A 17599-nucleotide genomic window follows, 5' to 3' on the forward strand; every position below is an offset into this window, starting at 1 on the left:
ACCGTGGGGCGTGGTCTATCACCTTCTATCATCCCCTGTGGCACGCGTTATACTGCTTCGGCAATTAACGTCACCACAGGGAGTGGATGGTTATGCCAAGGATTATGGCTGCTGCGGTTTTGATATTCGTTTTCTCGTCATCGGTTGTTGCCGATATCTATACCTGGACAGACGTCAGCGGCGTGGTCCACTTCACCGATTCCCCACCTCCGAATAAACGTTACCAGCCCGTTGAGGTGGCTGCCCCAATAACAGTGCCCATGGCGAATAATCTTCATCAGCAGAAGCGTGTTTCGGGTATCCGCGAGCAGGTAAAAGATATGCTCTCAACTGATCGCAAAGGTGATGCGTCCCGTAGAAAATCGAAAGCAAAGGCCGTTGCGAAACAGAAGAAAACCTGTGCGAATTATCGACGCAAGCTGGCGCAGGTTCAATCACAGCTTCGGGCGGGCTATGGTAATAGCAAGGGCAACAGCTTACGCAGCAAACGCCGTAATCTCGGTCAGGCGTTGGGCCGGGAGTGTATTTTGCGCTGATGCTGTAGACTGCTGTTTAGTAAGCACCCTAACAAACAAAGGGTTTTATGTTCTATCAGGTTTCTCTGGTTGGAATACTGGCTTGAAAACAACACCGCTATCTCATCTTCAACTAGCCATCCTTTTAGGCATGACTGTCGCCTTGGGGCCGCTGGCACTTGATGCCTACCTGCCTGCGTTCCCGGAAATTGCGGATGAGCTTGGCGTGGGGCATGGAGGTGTGGGGCTCACACTGAGCGCCTACGTGGGGGCTTTGGGTCTCGCGCAGCTTTTGGGCGGCCCGTTATCCGATCGTTATGGCCGGCAGCAGGTTCTGTTCGCCGGGCTGGTGGTATTTGCGTGTGCCGCGTTTATGGTCGCGCAGGCAGAAACACTGTCAGATATGCTGGGTTGGCGCATAGTGCAGGGCATCGGTGGTGCGTTCTGTGCGGTATCGGTGCCGGCGATTGTTCGCGACCAGACCAGTGGCCAGGATGCGGCGCGCCTGTTTGGCCTGATAGGTCTGGTTATGTTTATTGCCCCGGCGGCGGCGCCGTCCATTGGCTCAGCACTGCTTTATTTCAGTGAGTGGCATGCGATCTTCCTCATGCTGGCGGGCTACGCGGCCCTGCTGGCAGTGGTTCTGCACTTTGTGCTGTTTCGGCGCTTGCCGCCTCGGCAGAAAGATCAAACGCCGATTTCTACGCTGATTACAAATTATGCGTTTGTTCTCCGCCACCGAGTAACCATGCGATTCGTTGGGCTACAGGCCTTATGCTTCAGCGCCATGCTGGTGTTTATCACGCACGCCTCGTTTATTTATCAGGAGTGGTTCGGGCTATCAAACGCCATGTTCTCAGGGTTGTTCGCCGCCAATATAGTGGCCATGGCGAGCATGAATCTGCTCAACCGTCGCCTGCTAAATAAGTACCAGTCTGTGCAGATTCTCAGAGCTTGTGTATTCCTGCAGGCCATCGCCGTTAGCGTATTAGTGATCTGCGCTTGGGCTGGCGCGCCCTACTGGGTTATAGCTGCCTGTATTATTGTGGCCGTTGGGTTCATGGGTGCCATTGTTCCCAATAATATGGCTAATGCGCTGGAGTTTTTCCCCCACCTTGGCGGGACCGCTGCGGCAATGCTGGGGGCCGCGCAGTTCACCATCGCTGGAGCCGTAAGCGCGCTCTCAGCAACGTTGGCTGGCGGAACGCTGCTGCCCATTGTGTTGGTTATGGCTGTGTGTGTGTTCGGTGCGGCCATACTGGCAGCGGGCGGGCCGGGTGCGATTGAGCGAGAGAGCCGGGCTTAGTTTAACGTTTAACTTTAACTTCGCCGGGCTCTTGCAGCATTGCTCTGCTTGGCGATTGAAGCGCGGGAGCTGATGCCCTGATCAATGTACAGAACCGCGTCTGTTATCTGAGGGAACATATGTTCATCCAGCACGTATTCGCGCAAAGAAGCTGAGTGGGTGAGCGTGTCGCGAACCGGGCCTATGAGGCTTACCAGGTAAAACTGGATGCCTTGTTCCCGCAGGTTCTCGATCACGCTTTCCAGCATGATCAGTGAGGTGCTATCGATGCTGCTCACTGCCTGCGCATCCAATATCACGGCCTTAAGCCCACTTTCGGGTCGCCGCTTTATCAGGCTGTATAGCCGTGTCATGAAATAATCTTTGTTGGCAAAATACAGCGGTGCATCGAAACGGAAAATCAACAAGTCCTTGCGTACGCTTATGCTCTCGAAGCGATAGATATTCCGGTAAAGGTCTTCACCATCAAGCTTGCCCAGCTCGGTCATGTGTGGGGTTGTGCTGTTATAAATGACCAGCACCAGCGACACGGCTACGCCCACCAGCAACCCCTGCTGCACACCCAAAAACAGTGTGATGAGGAAGGTGACTAGCAGGATCACAAACTCCTTTCTATCCTGCTGGAACAGGGTTTTCATCTCTTTGTACTTGAACAGTCCCAGCACAGACATAACGATAATCGCGGCCAGAACGGCCTTCGGTAAGGGGTAATCGGTAAACAGTGGCGTAAGAAAGACCACCGTAATGGCAATCAGGGCTGAGGAGATAATTGCGGATACCTGAGTCAGCGCACCCGATTCGCGCAGCGCTGCACTGCGTGAAAAACTGGCAGAAACCGGAAAACTCCGGAACATGGCGCCCAAGGCGTTCGCCAGACCAAGCGCGATCAGTTCCTGATTTGGCAATACACTGCGTTTATCTTTTGGCGACTCTTGCGACTTGCAGATCGACATGGTGCCCACAAACCCCATCAAGGCTACGGTAAACGCCACCGGCAATAGCTCGGCAAGTTTCGCAAAATCGATATCTGGTATCCGCAGTGGCGGAAAGCCTTGCGGCACCGAATTAATCACGTCTACACCGGCCTGCCCGGCATGAAACAGCCCCGATAGCAGCATGGCACTAACCAGTAAGATCAGCGCGTTAGGCAGTTTTGGTACGAGGCGTTTGCAAAAAAAGATAAACAGCAGGCTTGCCACCGCAATCCCCACCGTAACGCCGTGCCAGTCGCTTATATTCACCAGCAACTGCCAGGAAAGGTCCAGCACATTGGCGCTGTCTATATGAGCGCCTGTCAGGCTTTGTAGTTGGCTGCCTATAATGATTATGGCCGCAGCAGAGGTGTAGCCAACAACAACCGGGTAGGAGAGAAAGTTGACGATAAAGCCAAACCGCAGTACCCCGAACAGAAACTGAATCAAACCAACCAGCAGAGTCAGCTCCACAGCCAGCTGAAGGTATTGGTCTGAGCCAGGTTCGGCGAGAACGCTGAGGCCGGAGAGAATAAGAATGGCATCCAGTGCCACCGGCCCGATGGAGATCTTATTGGAGGTTCCCAGCAAGGCGTACAAAAGCGGCGGGAAGATTGAAGCGTACAGCCCGAACTCTGGTGGCAAGCCCGCGAGCACCGCATAGCCCATGCTTTGCGGAATCAGCATGACGCCAATAACCAGGCCCGATACCACATCGTGTCTTAAGGTATGGGCGGTGTATCCCTGCAGCCAAAGCAAACCAGGCAGTAATTTGTAGAGCATAGAAGCAGTTTTTCGCTAGAGGGCTAGCCTTCAAGTGTGTGGAAATCAATTGGCTGAATCAAGAAGTATAAACCGGGCTGTTAGTAAGCTTCCCGAATTAAGTCAATTCCCGGTGTCAGCACCTCTTTCCATGCATCTCCAAGTTCGTTTGTGTATTCCGGATCATGAAGGCGTACGGTTTTCATAAGTGCGCTCAACCATAAAGAATACCATTCAGGCTTAATGTCAAAATTCGCCCGATTGTGGCTCTCACCAAGTGCTTTCAGTTTGCGGTCAGGCATACCCCGGGCGGTCAGTATCAGCTGCAGAATGCCATGGCGCAGTAGGTGCCGTTGCGCTGGCATATCTGTATTCACAAAGCGGTTCTTGATGGCATCAGAGCTCGACATAAAATGGTCGTAGAAATCGACAAAAAACTCGTCGCGATTGCAGCATCTTCCATAGCTTTGAAAAACCAGGTCAGTGTTATTCATGTGCAGTAAGTGTCCTTGCGAAATGGCTGGCATTTGAATAGGGCGCTAAGGATAGTGTTTGAATGTAATTTCTTCAGTTGAGTTTTGTTAACGTGAAAACTAACGCAGCGCGGGCAGGTTTATGTCTGCGCTGTATCCGGTTGGTTCGCTTCTTCAGTTAGTTAGTTTACAAAGTCCCGCACACGGAAGCTTCAGCGAGCTCACGTTAGAACCTATGATCGGTTATGGTCTACGCTGCCATACCTGCACCCGATGGCAACCATCATCGATGATACGCCTGCAGGCTATGGGGTTGATAATGAGGGCGGGTGCGTTTATGACTTGGTGACAACTCGTTGTGATTCCTGCTTGAATCGCCGGAGTATGCTCCGTACAAGGGCAAACACGGTCGCCAGGCGGCTAAGGTAGACTGGGCTGAGATCAAGAAACAGGGTTGTTGCTGAAACCTTTAATCCAAGACTAAGGCTGGAAAACAGAGGTGCGATATCGTGACACAACTGCTGCTGAATGCGGATGTAGGTGAGAGTCTCGGCCCGTGGGTCATGGGAAACGACGCGGCGTTGATGCCGTTGTTGGACCTGGCGAATATTGCCTGCGGTTTTCACGCCTCTGATCCAGACATCATGCGCGCTACGGTGCGCCTAGCTTCAGAGCATAGTGTGACTATAGGTGCGCACCCGTCCTATCCGGATTTGGTCGGGTTCGGCCGCAGGTCCATGGCCTGTACTCCGGAGCAGGTGGAAAACCTCGTGCTGTATCAGGTTGGCGCGCTGGCGGCCATGTGCAAAGCCGAAGGTGCGCAGCTGCACTACGTGAAGCCCCACGGCGCCCTCTACAACGACATGGCCGGTGATCACGCGCTCCTGGCAGCAGTGATGCGCGGCGTGCAGGCTTACGATTCGGGGCTTGTACTCGTTGTGCCTGCAACCAATGATCCAGAGCCTGTGCGGGCGATGGCCAAGGCGCATGGCCTGCAGCTGTGGTTCGAAGTGTTTGCGGACCGCGCTTATCATAAGAACGGACGCTTGGTCTCTCGCAGCAAACAAGGCGCTGTTCATCATGATCAAAAGCTCATTGTTGAACAGGCTAACCGTTTTGCAAAAGGGCTGTCGATACAGGCGGTGGAAGGATCGGAATTGCTCCTGCAAGCAGATACTTTGTGCGTTCATGGAGACAACGAAGCTTCCATCCATGCAGCACAAGCCATTCGAGCCGCACTGACAAACGGGGGTGCTAATGAATGCTTATCCGCGGATTGAAAACGCAGGTATAAGCGCTTGGCTGGTTCGCCTGTTTGACCGTATAGATGAAAACAACCTTGCCTCAGTGATGGCTCTTTGCCGTAAATGCGAAGAAGCATTTGGCTCCGCATTGGTTGATCTGGTTCCCTCGTATACCACGTTGCTGGTGCATTATGATCCCCGCCTCTTGCAGCCCGAGCAGGCTCGCCTAAAACTGCAAGGACTGCTTGTGGAGCTGTCACCAGCTGAGGCGAGTAATACAGGCCCCCTAAGAGAACTGCCCGTTTGGTACGAGCCGACTGTTGGGCCTGATTTGTCGCGCCTAGCTGAAAAAAATGCCCTGAGCGTGGAAGAGCTGGTCGAGTTGCACGCAGGCACTGTCTACCAAGTGTTTGCTCTGGGTTTTGCGCCCGGCTTTGCATTCATGGGGTCTGTCGATCCTCGTCTTGAAGCCCCACGACTGGCTACTCCCAGGCCAAAAGTTTATGCCGGCAGTGTTGCCATTGCTGGCCGCCAAACCTCTGCTTATCCATCGCAATCCCCGGGTGGCTGGAACCTGCTAGGGCGTACTCCCGTTGTTCTATTTGACCACACCCGTAATCAGATGAGCTACTTGCAAGTAGGCGACCGCGTTCAAATGGTGCCGGTCAGCAAGCAGGAGTTTCTCCGGTTAGGTGGAGACTCCACGCCACAGGAGGATTCCTGACCGTGGAGCTTGCAGATGCGCTCAAGGTTATTAAAGCCGGCCCGTTGGCATCGCTTCAGGATGCTGGGCGATTTGGTGTGCGCCACCTTGGCATCACTCAGGGTGGGGCAGTGGATCTTCACGCTTGGGCCTGGGGTAACTTTTTAGTTGGAAATCCTTGGGGTGCTGCGGCGCTGGAAGTGACTTTGGGTGGCCTGAGCCTAGAGGCAACTTCAGACGTTTCTCTCGCGTTGGCAGGAGCAGATTTGGGTGCCGCAGTGAATGGAAATCCCATCCAGAACTGGGCTGCTTTTCAGATGCGCGCTGGGGACGCTCTTACATTCTCAATGCCGCGTTATGGCTTGCGAGCTTATCTGACAGTGGTTGGAGGCTTTCAGGCAGAACCGGTGCTTGGCAGCCTTTCAGGCGTGGCACGGGAGAAGCTTGGGGGACATTGTGGAGATGGGCGCCAGCTTGCCGTGGGTGATGTACTTAAACTCAACCGTGAATCACTTAGTACTCACCCAGAAGCACGCCTAGTGCCCGAGATTGAAAAAATCAATTATGCCAAGCCTGCAGTACTGGACTTGGTTCTTGGTGCTCAAGTTGGGGAGTTCAGCGGCCGTAGTCTCTTCGATTTCTTCAATCGGAGTTGGACAGTAGACAACCGTTCAGATCGGATGGGTGTTCGCCTGAAAGGGCCACTACTAAAGTGCGCCATCAACAACATGATCTCTGAAGGGCTGGCGTTGGGGGCGGTACAAGTTCCCCCTGACGGCCAGCCAATCGTTTTGCTGAACGATCGCCAGACCATTGGAGGCTACCCAAGGCTCGGCACTCTAACGCCTTTATCCTGTAGCCGCTTAGCGCAGTGCCAACCGGGTCAGACGGTGACTTTCAAACCGATCACTTCTGAGCGTGCGCACGTTCAGTATTTGGAGTTCCAGGCACAATTTGACTATCTATAGTGCCCTCCACAGACAAAGGCGCCTGAGCCTGGCCAAGAGTGAGTGTTACTCCTTACGCTCGTGAAAAATTGCTAGGTGCTATAATCTTATGGCGTACACAAACGGCCAGTGGAGATATTACGATGGCGAAAAAGAAGGCAACACCTACGAAGCACAGCGCCGTGCAGCGGGAACTCAAAACCCCGAAGTACCAAATGCGAGTGGTTGAAAATAAAAGCAAATACCGCCGAAACCGGGACAAGAGCGTACGGATGGAGGATTTTCGCAAGGCTGCCTGAGAGGCTGTTTTACGAAAATCCTTCGCCATACCTCAACTCTTTTCGACGGCAGGTTCTTTCAGCAAGATGAAGTGCTCGATTAGCCGAATCATCAATGTTTTCTGATCTGGCAGGCTTTCCGCAACCAACAGAGCCAGTGCCACTAGAGTATTGTCGTTGATGAGCTGCTCAACCGGTCGCGCCAGAAGCGTTTCGTTGCGTCGTAGATACCACAAAAACAGGAATGACCCACAGCGCTTATTACCGTCGGCTAACGGATGGTTCTTTATGACGAAATAGAGCAAGTGCGCTGCGCGAGTGGCGACGTTGGGATAAAACAGCTCATCACCGAAGCCTTGTTCAATCGTAGCCAATGCTGAAGTTAGCCCGTCGCCTCGCAACTGACCGAACAGCTCCGTTGCCTCGCCTTTTGTGATCAGGGTTTGCTTTAGCTCAGCAATGGCGACAAGAGCTTCACTGAGTTCCAGAGGGCGCATGTTGAGCTGATAAACACCAACCTCGGCCAGTTGCTGGTCGTCGTAACCTTGTAACAGGCTCCAAGAACGAGCGTAGTCGCTGATAACTCGGGCTACAGCTTCTCCCTCAGTGGACACTAGGCCTTGATTTGTAAGGGTGCGGCTTAGAAGGCTAACTGCTTGCTCGAATTCGATGCCGCGCTCGGCTAGGCGGCGTTGATTGAGGGTGTAGCCTTGTACTAGGTGTTCTTTAATAGTCTTGGTGGCCCATTGACGGAACTGTGTAGCTCGTTTGGAACTGACTCGATAACCAACTGAAATAATGGCATCAAGATTGTAATGCTTGATGCGGCGACGAACTTCTCGTTTTCCTTCCTGACGAACTACTAAGGAATCCTTAGTAGTTGCTCGCTCATCTAGTTCATTGTCGCTGAAGATGTTCTTTAGGTGCATCAGGACGTTTTCTGGAGTGGAATCAAATAATTGCCCCATCTGCGCTTGGCTCAGCCAGACAGTTTTCTGATCCAGCGCCACTTCCAGCTGCGCCTGACCATCGCTTGATGTGAAGATTTTCACTTGTTGATCGTCCATGACCTATTCCTTCTCTATTGTTTTCAAAGTAAGAGTGTGACGTGAGCTGCGCCCCCCGCCTGGCAGCTTGCGTAGGCAACCTTTTTCCAGCAAGTCTGCCAAATCCCGTGTCGCTGTGGCTTTACTCACCTTTGCCAGAGATTGGTATTTCCGGGCATTGATCCCCTGATCGAACTCTTCACCGACGGTGTCCAGTAACCTATTCAGAACCTTGATCTGCCGCTCGTTCAACACGGTGGTGGCTTGACGTTGCCAGAACGTTGCCTTGGCCAATACCCGATCCATTCTCGACATGGCCTGGTGCATGGCTTCTTCTAGGGTGTCCAAAAACCAGGCAAGCCACACGGTAATGTTCAGATCACCACTTTGGGTTTGTTCCAAGTTGTCGTAGTAAGCATTTCGGCTTGCCATGATGGCTGCACTCAGGGAATAGAACCGAACCGACTGGCGCTCTGCCTGTGCCAGCGCCCGGTCAGTGACAGCGCGAGTTACGCGCCCGTTGCCATCATCGAAAGGGTGCAGCGTGACAAGCCAAAGGTGGGCAACCCCAGCTCGTAGCAGGGGGTCCAGATCGGTGGGGGGGGTTGTTGAACCATTTGATAAAGTAGCCCAACTCGGTTTCAAAGCAATCCCGTGGCGGGGCTTCAAAGTGCACCTTCGGGCGATCCTGCCGCCCGGACACCACCTGCATGGGTTGTTTACCCCGCAAATCACTCACGCGGATTTTGGATAACGGGTCTGGGCTTTCGGGAAAGAGCATGGATTGCCACTGGCATAACTGGTCGCGAGATAGAGGCTCATCAACTTGATGCGTGGCCTCGAGCAACAGCGCAACCAGCGATTCAGGTTCCGGTGTTGTCCTGCCAGATACACCGGCCCGTTCCAGTCCAAGCTGCCGGGCAACAGAGGAGCGCACTGAGCCTGCATCCAAGTGTTCGCCTTCAATTTCACTGGTGCGAATAGCATTCTGGATAAGTGCATCCATTTCTATTTCCAGATCCGCTTGCTCAGGCGCAGCGTCGGAGCGGCCCAAAAGTCGTCCCTGCAAAAGGCGCACGGCGTTTAACCTGGGACGGAGTGTTGCCTCATCCCAGTAAAAGTCAGGCCACGCTGTTTGTTCCCAGATGTACATGAGCCGAATAACTCGCCTTATCAGATCAGAATATGAGCCGATTATGGTTTATAATCGGCTCATATTCCAGCCACGGGTGGCTGTTATTATCAGAATTCCGGAAGTGACGTGCCGACCAGAAACGCCGTGTAGCCTATAAAACACGCCAGCAGGAACCCGCCTTCTAGCCGGTTGATGCGCCCAGGGCCACGGAAGCCGAAGCAAAGCGCAAACAGTAAAACAGTCAGCGCAGCCATAACCACCAGATCTCTGCTCAACACCTCCGGTGGCACTGCCATAGGTGAAATCAGCCCTGCGATACCCACCACTGCAAGAGTGTTGAACAGGTTAGAGCCCAGGATATTGCCGAGAGCCAGATCATGCTGGCCCTTGCGGGCGGCAATGACTGAAGACGCCAACTCTGGCAACGATGTTCCGACCGCCACAACGGTCAGGCCTATAATGAGGTCGCTGACACCAAACGCCGACGCCAGGTCTACCGCCCCCCAGACCAGAATACGGGAGCTGACAACGAGCAGAACAAGTCCGACCAATAGCCAGAGCACGGCTTTCTTCACCGGCATATTGTGAGCCTTGAGCTCCGTTTCCATTTCGGCTGCCACCGGGTCTACCTTCTGTGCCATGCCTTGGCGGATTGACCATGCAAGCAAGCCGAAGAACACTGCAATCAACACCACGGCATCCAAGAAACTCAGTACGCCATCCCATAGCTGCCAGAAAGCCAGCAGCGTGATCATCGTTAGTATTGGGAGTTCCTTGCGCATCACCTGGGAGTGGACGGCAATCGGGCTGATCAGTGCAGTAATCCCCAGAATAAGCGCAATATTGGTAATGTTCGAGCCATAGGCGTTGCCTAGCGCCAGCCCAGGGTTACCCTGAGTTGCGGCAAGTGCCGATACCACCATTTCCGGTGCAGACGTACCGAAACCAACCACTACCATGCCAATCAGCAAAGGCGGCATGCCGAAGTGGCTGGCGGTTACCGCCGAACCTTCCACGAAACAGTCTGCGCTCCAGACAAGCAGGGCGAGTCCGGCAGCAATAGAGAGCAGCGAAAGAAGCATTGTCAGTCCTCGGGGTAACGGGAATACACGGCGAATCGCTCCTCTCTACTGTTGCCGAGCTTCCGCCCGATGACACGCCGCCGCGGTGAACAGCACGTCGGTGGAGGAGTTGAGAGCTGTTTCGGTAGAATCCTGCACCACGCTGATGACGAAGCCAATAGCGACCACCTGCATGGCAACTTCAGTCGGCACCCCGAACAGACTGGTTGCCAGAGGAATCAAAAGCAACGAGCCTCCGGCGACACCGGAAACACCGCAGGCGGCTATGGCCGAAACCACGCAAAGAATCAGTGCGGTGGGGAAATCAACAGGTATGCCAAGGGTGTTCGCCGTAGCTAGGGTAATCACCGAAATGGTAATTGCCGCACCTGCCATGTTGATGGTGGCGCCCAGCGGTATAGAAATCGCGTAGGTGTCTTCATCCAGGTTCATGCGCTCACACAGCGCAAGATTGACGGGTATGTTCGCAGCCGAACTGCGGGTAAAGAAAGCGGTAATCGCGCTGCCGCGCAAGCATTCAAACACCAGCGGATAGGGGTTGCGGCGAATCTGCCAGAACACCAGCAATGGATTCGTTACCAGTGCCACAAACAGCATACAGCCCACAATAACACCAAGTAGTTGGCCGTACTCAAGAAGAGCGCCAAGGCCTGCCTCTGCAAGCGTATTGGCAACAAGCCCGAAAATACCCAAAGGCGCCAGGCGGATAACCCCACGAACGATTCCAGAGACCGCGTCTGAAACATCGTTGAGGGTTTGTTGCGTGGCTTCGCTGGAGGTACGCAACATAAAACCCAGGCCAATTGCCCATGCCAGTATGGCGATAAAGTTGGCTTCCATCAGCGCGGTGACAGGGTTGGCTACAGCGCTGAGCAGTAGGTTTCTCAGAATTTCCGCAATGCCCGAAGGCGGGTTGCCACTTACCCCAGTCAGATCCAGCGTTAGCTCAGTCGGCATCAGGAAACTGGCCACCACCGCAACCATCGCGGCCGCAAGGGTTCCCACTATATAAAGCATCAATACCCCACGAATATGGGTGGGCTGCCCCTGCGTATGCCCTGCGATGGCGGCAGCCACCAACACAAAAACCAACACCGGCGCCACAGCTTTCAATGCTGAGACAAACAGCTGACCGAGAAGCGCAACAGAGCCTGCTGCCTCTGGCGATATGATCACCAGCAGCACACCAGCAGCGATGCCGAGCGCAATCTGAGAAACAAGACTCAGCCGCATCACAGATCGGAAAACAGAGCTCAATCCAGAAAACATGAAAACCTCAGGGTGTGGTTTTTAAAAACGGATAATGATTTGGTTGCCAATTGGAAAACTCGTCGAGTAAGCAAGAATGAGAAGTGTAAACGAGTTGTCGAATTGGTAAAACGATTCAGGTTCGAGCGTTTCTGTTGCCGAAGGGGGTGAGCCTAATCGACGAGTGCATCTAAAGTAAGTGCGTCAATTAGCTTTTATTGGTCTTTTGTGTAGAAAAAATAGTAAATTGAGGGCTCACTGTAAAAAAAATTAATTGGCTGTAAAAAAAGTAGGCCCAAAGGGAAGATAGGCAGAATCATGAAACACGTTGGCTATGCACACATTATCTACCACGCTGGCATCGCAGCTATAGAGCCGGCGATAGTGGCAGAAGTGCGTTCTGTTACCCGTAAGGAAGTCATCGGTAACACCGTAGCCGTACCTGGCAAGCTTGCACCAGAGCACAATGACCTACTGGGGCATGTGTTGTTTGCCCTCAAACATGAAGGCGTAAACCTTCAAGTTCTTGCGCAGGCACTGCCCAAAATATTAGAACCAGAGATTCGAAGCGCGTTTAACGCGTCGCCCAATAGCCAGTACCTCCGCAAGGTCTGCTTTTTGTGGGAGCACTTCACAGGACAAGTGATTCAGCGCAACGTTGACGAGATCAAGCAAGCGTATTTGCCCCTCTTTGACCCCAAGCAGTACATAACGGGAAAGGGCTTTAAAAATCCGCGCTGGCGCGTCACCTTCAATGGCCTAGGTACGTTGGGTTACTGCGTCACCGTACGCCGTACCGATATAATTGAGGCATTACTTGGCAAAAACCTGCTGCAAGAAGCCGCAGAATTTACCGAGTCTCTACCCAAAGACATACTCAACCGCACGCTTGCTTGGGCCTATCTGCACGAAACCAAAGATTCCTACGCCATTGAGAACGAGTCGCCGACTGATAACAAAGCCACTCGATTCGTTGAGCTGCTCAAGCAGGCCCACAACCCCCGGGATCTTGATGAAGATTACTTGGTCGACCTGCAAAATGCGGTGATCAGCAATGTGTTCTCACTGGCCGCCTCATTCCGCACCGAGCAAAATTACCTGAGCGACGGTTTGCGGGGTGCACTAGGGGTCTCCTACGTGCCACCCTCAGCGGAGCTGGGCAGGGCGCTGATGGAAGAGTTGATGGCACTGGCAAACCAACCCCCTGAGGATGTAGACCCTTTGGTGTTGGCCAGCATCATCTCCTTTGGCTTTGTGTTTATACACCCCTTTATGGATGGTAACGGCCGCCTGTCTCGCTTCCTGTTTCACCAGGTGCTGTGCCAAACCGGCGCGTTAAAACACGGGCTGGTTCTGCCGGTGTCTATCGTGATGCGCCAAAACGAAACGGATTATCTAGCGGTACTACAGCATTTTTCTGAACCGGCCCGCAGGTTCTGGGACGTTACGTTTATAGATGAAAACCAATTCTTTTTTGACTTTAAAGGTCATGGAAGCCTGTACCGGTACTGGGATGGCACAGAATGCGTTGAATTCATGGCCAAAGCTACTGAGCAAGCCATTGAGCATCACCTGAAAGAAGAGACCGTTTTCCTCGCCCGTTACGACGAAATTTACCGTCGGATAAATCAAGAATTTGATGTATCGAACGCCGACCTCTCTCGGCTGGTGATGTTTTGCCTGGATCAGAACGGCAACATTTCAAAAAACCGGCGCAAGCAATACCAATACAAAGTGCCAGATGACGTATTTGATGCGCTGGAAGCAGCCTATCAAGCAATAGCTATAGAGCACACCAAGGATCTGACCCAATGAACACCGGCAATATCAAACGTAGGCCTAAGGCATAAAGCCCATCGCACAGTTCCCCGATGGGACGCCCAGAAACGAAAAAGCCCGCTAAGAAGCGGGCTTTTTCGTTAAATAATGGTGCCCGGAGGCGGAATCGAACCACCGACACGAGGATTTTCAATCCTCTGCTCTACCGACTGAGCTATCCGGGCAAGTTGCTATACTGCTGTGCAACGGGGCGCTATTAAACCGGTTTCGGTGTGGTGAGTCAAGACCAGCCCGAAAAATTTCTGAATCTTTTCAGGGTTGCTCAGGCTTTGATCAAACCGGTGCTATTGCTCCGGCGGTACGTAGCCCTCGGCTTTGTCGAAAGGCTCGTTATTGAAGTAGTGCGCCATCTGCGCCTGCAGGTATTTACGGGTGTTGGGGTCCATCAGGCTCAGGTGCTTTTCGTTGATCAGCATGGTTTGCTCGTGTTGCCATTCTTCCCATGCCTGTTTGGAGATGTTCTCGAAGATGTCCTGGCCCTTTGCGCCGGGCATGGGTGGGAAGTCGAGGCCAACCAGATCTTTCTGGTGTTTGCGGCAAAAAATGGTGCGGCTCATGTTCGCTCCTGTCTTAATGTGTGCGGTATGTGAGTGACGGGATGATAGCAGATAGTGCCAGCTGAACGTGCGGGCGCTCGGCTCTTAGAGCAGAGTGACCTGCTCTGGATTGGTGAGAAGTGTTCGGATGGGCGCTGGAAGGCCCAAGGCCAATGCTTCGTGCCTGTGTAGCCACTTCTGTTGGGCATCATCTCTCACGCTATTCTGCGCGATTACGCCCAGCCGTGCGGGCTGGATATGTAAATGGTAGTGGGAAAACGTGTGGCGAAAACCGCTGATTAGCTCAGGTTCTCCGCAATCGAACCCAAGGTTCTGTTCGCATGCTTCCTGCAGTTCGTCCGCGCCATAGGCAGCGTCCAGTTCCGGCAGGCTCCAGAGACCGCCCCAGATGCCGCTCGGCGGGCGTCGTTCCAGCAGAATGCGGCCTTCGTTGTCTTCCAGAATAACCATCCAGGTGGTTTTTTCGGGTTTGGCTTTTTTAGGTTTGGAGCCGGGGTAGAGGCTGGTCTCGCCTCTGGCGTAAGCTGAACAACCCCGCTGCAAGGGGCAGTCGTTGCAGGCGGGCCGACTGCGAGTGCATATCGTTGCACCTAAATCCATGATGCCCTGAGTATAGTCTCGAACGCGATCGCTCGGTGTGTGGGCTTCGGCGTGTTCCCAGAGCTGTTTCAGTACTGAGCTTTGCCCGGGCCAGCCGGGAACGGCGTGGTAGCGAGCCAGCACCCGTTTTACATTGCCGTCGAGAATGGCGGCGCGTTTGTTGAGTGTCTGGGCAATGATGGCCGCAGCGGTGGAGCGGCCAATGCCTATTAGAGTTTCCAGCTGTTCTTGAGTGTCAGGAAACTCCCCACCAAAATCCTCCATAACGGATCGAGCAGCTTTTTGTAGGTTGCGTGCGCGGGCGTAGTAGCCAAGCCCTGACCAATGGCTGAGTACGTCATCAACCGGCGCTTCCGCAAGGGATGCCACATCGGGGAAGCGTTCCATGAAAGCTTGGTAGTAGGGGATAACGGTCGCCACTTGGGTTTGCTGAAGCATGATTTCAGAAACCCACACCCGATAGGCGTTGCGGTTATGGTGCCACGGCAGGTTGTGCCTGCCGTGCTGGTCGTACCAACCTAGAATATTTTCGGCAAAGTGGCCTGCTGTCACTTGAACAGGCCTTTGAGTGCGTCTTTAACCTTATCACCCCCGTCCTTGCCGAGTTTTTCTTCCAGCTTTTCGCGCACTTTTTCTTCAGCTTTGCCTTTCGCTTTATCTACTTCTTCTTTGGCTTTCTTCTTTGCGGCATTCGACGCGATGGTTTTCAGAGTGTCGCGGAAGCGAGAGCCGTCAAAGGAGCACAGGCTGGCCGCGCCTGCGGAGAAGTCGCCACGGCACTCTACCGGTATAACAACGTCTTCCACATATTCGGTTACCCGGCAGGCATTATCCCGGTGAATGTCGCCCACAATGCGCAGCCCAAGCTCGTAATCTACCAGGGTCTGCTTCATATCAACCGTGCCATTACCTTCCAGTTTCATGCCCGCCAGTGAGGCAACCAAATCTGTGTTGTCGAAGATGTTGCCGTTGATCTCCAGAGTGCCGCGCATGTCATTGAACGGAGTTGTGTCACCCCAGTCATCGGTTGTCAGCTGGTCTTGGTTGACCAGGGCAATGCCCTGGCAAGCCATACGGGTGAGGTTCATCTTCCGGAACTCACCTTTGGCAAGATTGAAGCTGATCTGGCCATCGGCATTCTCTCTCAGAACGGAGATACGGTTGCCGGATGTTGTAGCATTTACTTTGAGGTTGGCCCCGCCTGACAGCATGGTGACCTCTGCCACATCAGCCAGCAACGGAAGGGTCTGAACATTGCTTACATCGGAATTGACGGTCCACTTCGGGGTGTCGGTGCGGGCATCGATTGTTACATTGGCGCCAAAGCTGCCTTCATAAAGCTTGCCGCTGAACTCGTCAATTTTCAGTACGCCTTTGCTCGCGGTTGTGCTGGCTTTGATTTCGTTGATGGTCAGGTTGCTTACAACCAACTCGCTCAGCCCGAAATCGATATCCAGGAGGAGGCCGCGCAAGGTTTCCAGTGGCAGAAGGTCGCCTTCTGGGCCTGCGTCTGCGGTTTGTGCTGCGGCATCCGTTTCTGCACCTTCAACTTGCGGTGACAGGTAGCGGTCGGCGTTAAGTTTGTCGCCCTGTAGGTCAAACACAATGCCGCCGGTGTCGAGGTTGTAGCTGCCAGAGCCTTTGAATGTGGTGTCATCAAGCGTGATCACCAGGTTAGACAGTGCAGGTTTGCCTGCAGGGCCGCCGATGTTAGTAGAGAAAGCGATGGCTTGGAGGACTGCCTCGTCGGTGGTCTCTATAGCGGGCTGACCCAAATTCTCGAGCAGGTCTTTGAGGGAGAACTCGCTGATGGCCACTTTGCCATTGAGGGTTGGCTTGTCGCCGAAGCCCTTCACATCAAGGTTAGTGCTCAGGGTCAGGTTTGCGAGCCTGGCGGTGATGTCGCTCAGGGTCGCAGTTTCATTTTCCAGGTTGGCTTTAGCTGATCCACTCAGTTTGGCGGTGACTGATTTGTCGCCAAACGGCTCGCCGTTCATTTTGAACACTGCTTCTAGGCCAGAAATCGTAAAATCGTTCAGCGCTTCGTTGGCTGCAAGGCGGGCCTCTATACTTCCGTCCACTTCGAGTGTCGGCTGGGTCGTTTCTACACGAAAGCCGATTTCCAGCGGAAATTCGGAGCCCAGAGTAATGTTGCTGGCATTCACGGTGAAGTTTTCCAGCGTTACCGTTTGCCCGGTGCGCTGGTCGCTGTAATGCACCTGGGCATTGCTGATCTGTACGTTCTCGACATTGAAGTTAAGGGCTTCACCGCTTTGTTCGCCTTCCGCAGCGGGAGCTTCCTCAGAATTGCTAGCAATATCCTGTTTGTTCTTCTTCGCATCGCCGTCTGCAGGTTCTGGCATGATTCGAGTCCAGTTGCCTTCCCCCTTCTCGTTAATGCTTAGGTGAGCGTCTAGGCCGTCGAGCACAAAGGTGTCTACCTGCGGTGACATGGCGATCAGAGACCAAAAATCTATCTGTGCCACCAGTTGCTTCAGCGCAACGAGGCGTTCACCATCCAAAGTGGCCTCTACATCATTAAGCTCTAGCCCAAGTGGAATAAAAGACCAGCCGATATCGCCTTGCAGAATAAGGTCTAGGTTGGTTTGTTCTTCAACAATCTTTTCGATCTGCGGCTTGTAGTCGTTCGGGTCGATGACGGCCATGGCAATCGCGATCGCGGCAGCGGCGAGAACAACAAGTGCAACGATGGCAATCAGCACATAACGTATGGCTTTCATGATTCAGGATTCCTTTCTTGTTGCGAGAGCTTGCTGCGAGAGCATTCAGGATTCAAGGCGAATCTGGTGCGAATTACCTAAAGGATAACGCAGGGTTAGCAAATTAACAGGGTATCAGTATGACAATGCCGTAGTGTTGGGCCAAAATGCAT

At 53.4% G+C, this 17599-nt stretch carries 15 protein-coding genes, 1 tRNA gene and 2 pseudogenes; 8 read left to right on the forward strand and 10 right to left on the reverse strand.

Annotation, left to right across the window (positions count from 1 at the left end; translation table 11 throughout):
• The first annotated feature begins 92 nt into the window (after nt 1-92).
• Together CPH80_RS18385 and CPH80_RS18390 are read left to right on the forward strand one after the other, a co-directional pair.
• Nucleotides 93-536, forward strand: a complete 444-nt coding sequence (locus tag CPH80_RS18385) for a DUF4124 domain-containing protein (protein WP_096280116.1) — start codon at nt 93-95, stop codon at nt 534-536.
• Nucleotides 537-618: 82 nt separating this feature from the next.
• Nucleotides 619-1821, forward strand: a complete 1203-nt coding sequence (locus tag CPH80_RS18390; RefSeq protein ID WP_227520246.1) for a multidrug effflux MFS transporter — start codon at nt 619-621, stop codon at nt 1819-1821.
• 14 nt (nt 1822-1835) lie between these two features.
• On the opposite strand, the gene CPH80_RS18395 is transcribed toward CPH80_RS18390, so the two are convergent.
• The gene (locus CPH80_RS18395; RefSeq protein ID WP_096280119.1) at nt 1836-3575 is read right to left on the reverse strand and encodes a SulP family inorganic anion transporter; all 1740 of its coding nucleotides are present in this window, start codon (nt 3573-3575) and stop codon (nt 1836-1838) included.
• Nucleotides 3576-3655: 80 nt separating this feature from the next.
• On the reverse strand, nt 3656-4048 hold the full coding sequence (locus tag CPH80_RS18400; RefSeq protein ID WP_096280121.1) for a globin: 393 nt from the start codon (nt 4046-4048) through the stop codon (nt 3656-3658).
• Between the two features lie 183 nt (nt 4049-4231).
• Here CPH80_RS18400 and CPH80_RS18405 point away from each other — a divergent pair.
• The 5 genes and pseudogenes from CPH80_RS18405 to CPH80_RS21895 form a co-directional block, all read left to right on the forward strand.
• Nucleotides 4232-4456 (forward strand): annotated as a pseudogene (locus CPH80_RS18405) (hypothetical protein); the annotation flags it as partial.
• Nucleotides 4457-4536: 80 nt separating this feature from the next.
• Nucleotides 4537-5307 carry a 5-oxoprolinase subunit PxpA gene (locus tag CPH80_RS18410; protein ID WP_096280123.1) on the forward strand — a complete coding sequence of 257 codons (771 nt, stop codon included), beginning with the start codon at nt 4537-4539 and terminating at the stop codon, nt 5305-5307.
• The gene (gene pxpB / locus CPH80_RS18415; RefSeq protein WP_096280125.1) at nt 5285-5995 is read left to right on the forward strand and encodes a 5-oxoprolinase subunit PxpB; all 711 of its coding nucleotides are present in this window, start codon (nt 5285-5287) and stop codon (nt 5993-5995) included. Before CPH80_RS18410 ends, pxpB begins: the two co-directional genes overlap by 23 nt.
• 2 nt (nt 5996-5997) lie before the next feature.
• A complete protein-coding gene (locus CPH80_RS18420) occupies nt 5998-6942 on the forward strand; it encodes a biotin-dependent carboxyltransferase family protein (protein ID WP_096280127.1) in 945 nt (314 codons plus the stop codon).
• Nucleotides 6943-7064: 122 nt separating this feature from the next.
• A complete protein-coding gene (locus CPH80_RS21895) occupies nt 7065-7220 on the forward strand; it encodes a hypothetical protein (RefSeq protein ID WP_172898623.1) in 156 nt (51 codons plus the stop codon).
• Between the two features lie 32 nt (nt 7221-7252).
• Here the strand turns inward: CPH80_RS21895 and rhuM are convergent, their stop codons facing one another.
• The 4 genes and pseudogenes from rhuM to sstT all read right to left on the reverse strand — a co-directional run bounded on the left by rhuM (nt 7253) and on the right by sstT (nt 11731).
• Nucleotides 7253-8266, reverse strand: coding sequence for a virulence protein RhuM/Fic/DOC family protein (gene rhuM, locus CPH80_RS18425; protein WP_096280129.1), 1014 nt, complete (start codon nt 8264-8266; stop codon nt 7253-7255).
• A 3-nt stretch (nt 8267-8269) separates the two neighbouring features.
• Nucleotides 8270-9398, reverse strand: a pseudogene (locus tag CPH80_RS23425) (Fic family protein).
• An 89-nt stretch (nt 9399-9487) separates the two neighbouring features.
• A complete protein-coding gene (locus CPH80_RS18435; protein ID WP_096280130.1) occupies nt 9488-10462 on the reverse strand; it encodes a calcium/sodium antiporter in 975 nt (324 codons plus the stop codon).
• Between the two features lie 45 nt (nt 10463-10507).
• Complete coding sequence (gene sstT / locus CPH80_RS18440) at nt 10508-11731, reverse strand: serine/threonine transporter SstT (protein WP_096280132.1); 1224 nt, start codon at nt 11729-11731, stop codon at nt 10508-10510.
• A gap of 297 nt (nt 11732-12028) precedes the next feature.
• Here sstT and CPH80_RS18445 point away from each other — a divergent pair, with 297 nt between their 5' ends.
• Nucleotides 12029-13525, forward strand: coding sequence for a Fic family protein (locus CPH80_RS18445; protein ID WP_096280134.1), 1497 nt, complete (start codon nt 12029-12031; stop codon nt 13523-13525).
• A 112-nt stretch (nt 13526-13637) separates the two neighbouring features.
• Here CPH80_RS18445 and CPH80_RS18450 read toward each other — a convergent pair.
• From CPH80_RS18450 to CPH80_RS18465, 4 genes are all read right to left on the reverse strand, one after another.
• A tRNA-Phe gene (locus CPH80_RS18450) sits at nt 13638-13713 on the reverse strand.
• Nucleotides 13714-13833: 120 nt separating this feature from the next.
• The gene (locus CPH80_RS18455; RefSeq protein ID WP_096280135.1) at nt 13834-14106 is read right to left on the reverse strand and encodes an oxidative damage protection protein; all 273 of its coding nucleotides are present in this window, start codon (nt 14104-14106) and stop codon (nt 13834-13836) included.
• An 84-nt stretch (nt 14107-14190) separates the two neighbouring features.
• Nucleotides 14191-15258 (reverse strand): A/G-specific adenine glycosylase, encoded by a 1068-nt coding sequence (gene mutY, locus CPH80_RS18460; RefSeq protein WP_096280137.1) that lies wholly within the window; start codon nt 15256-15258, stop codon nt 14191-14193.
• The gene (locus CPH80_RS18465; RefSeq protein ID WP_096280139.1) at nt 15255-17447 is read right to left on the reverse strand and encodes an AsmA family protein; all 2193 of its coding nucleotides are present in this window, start codon (nt 17445-17447) and stop codon (nt 15255-15257) included. The genes mutY and CPH80_RS18465 overlap by 4 nt, the downstream gene beginning before the upstream one ends.
• Nucleotides 17448-17599 lie beyond the last annotated feature (152 nt).

The organism is Marinobacter sp. LV10R510-11A (assembly GCF_900215155.1).
Lineage (GTDB): Bacteria > Pseudomonadota > Gammaproteobacteria > Pseudomonadales > Oleiphilaceae > Marinobacter.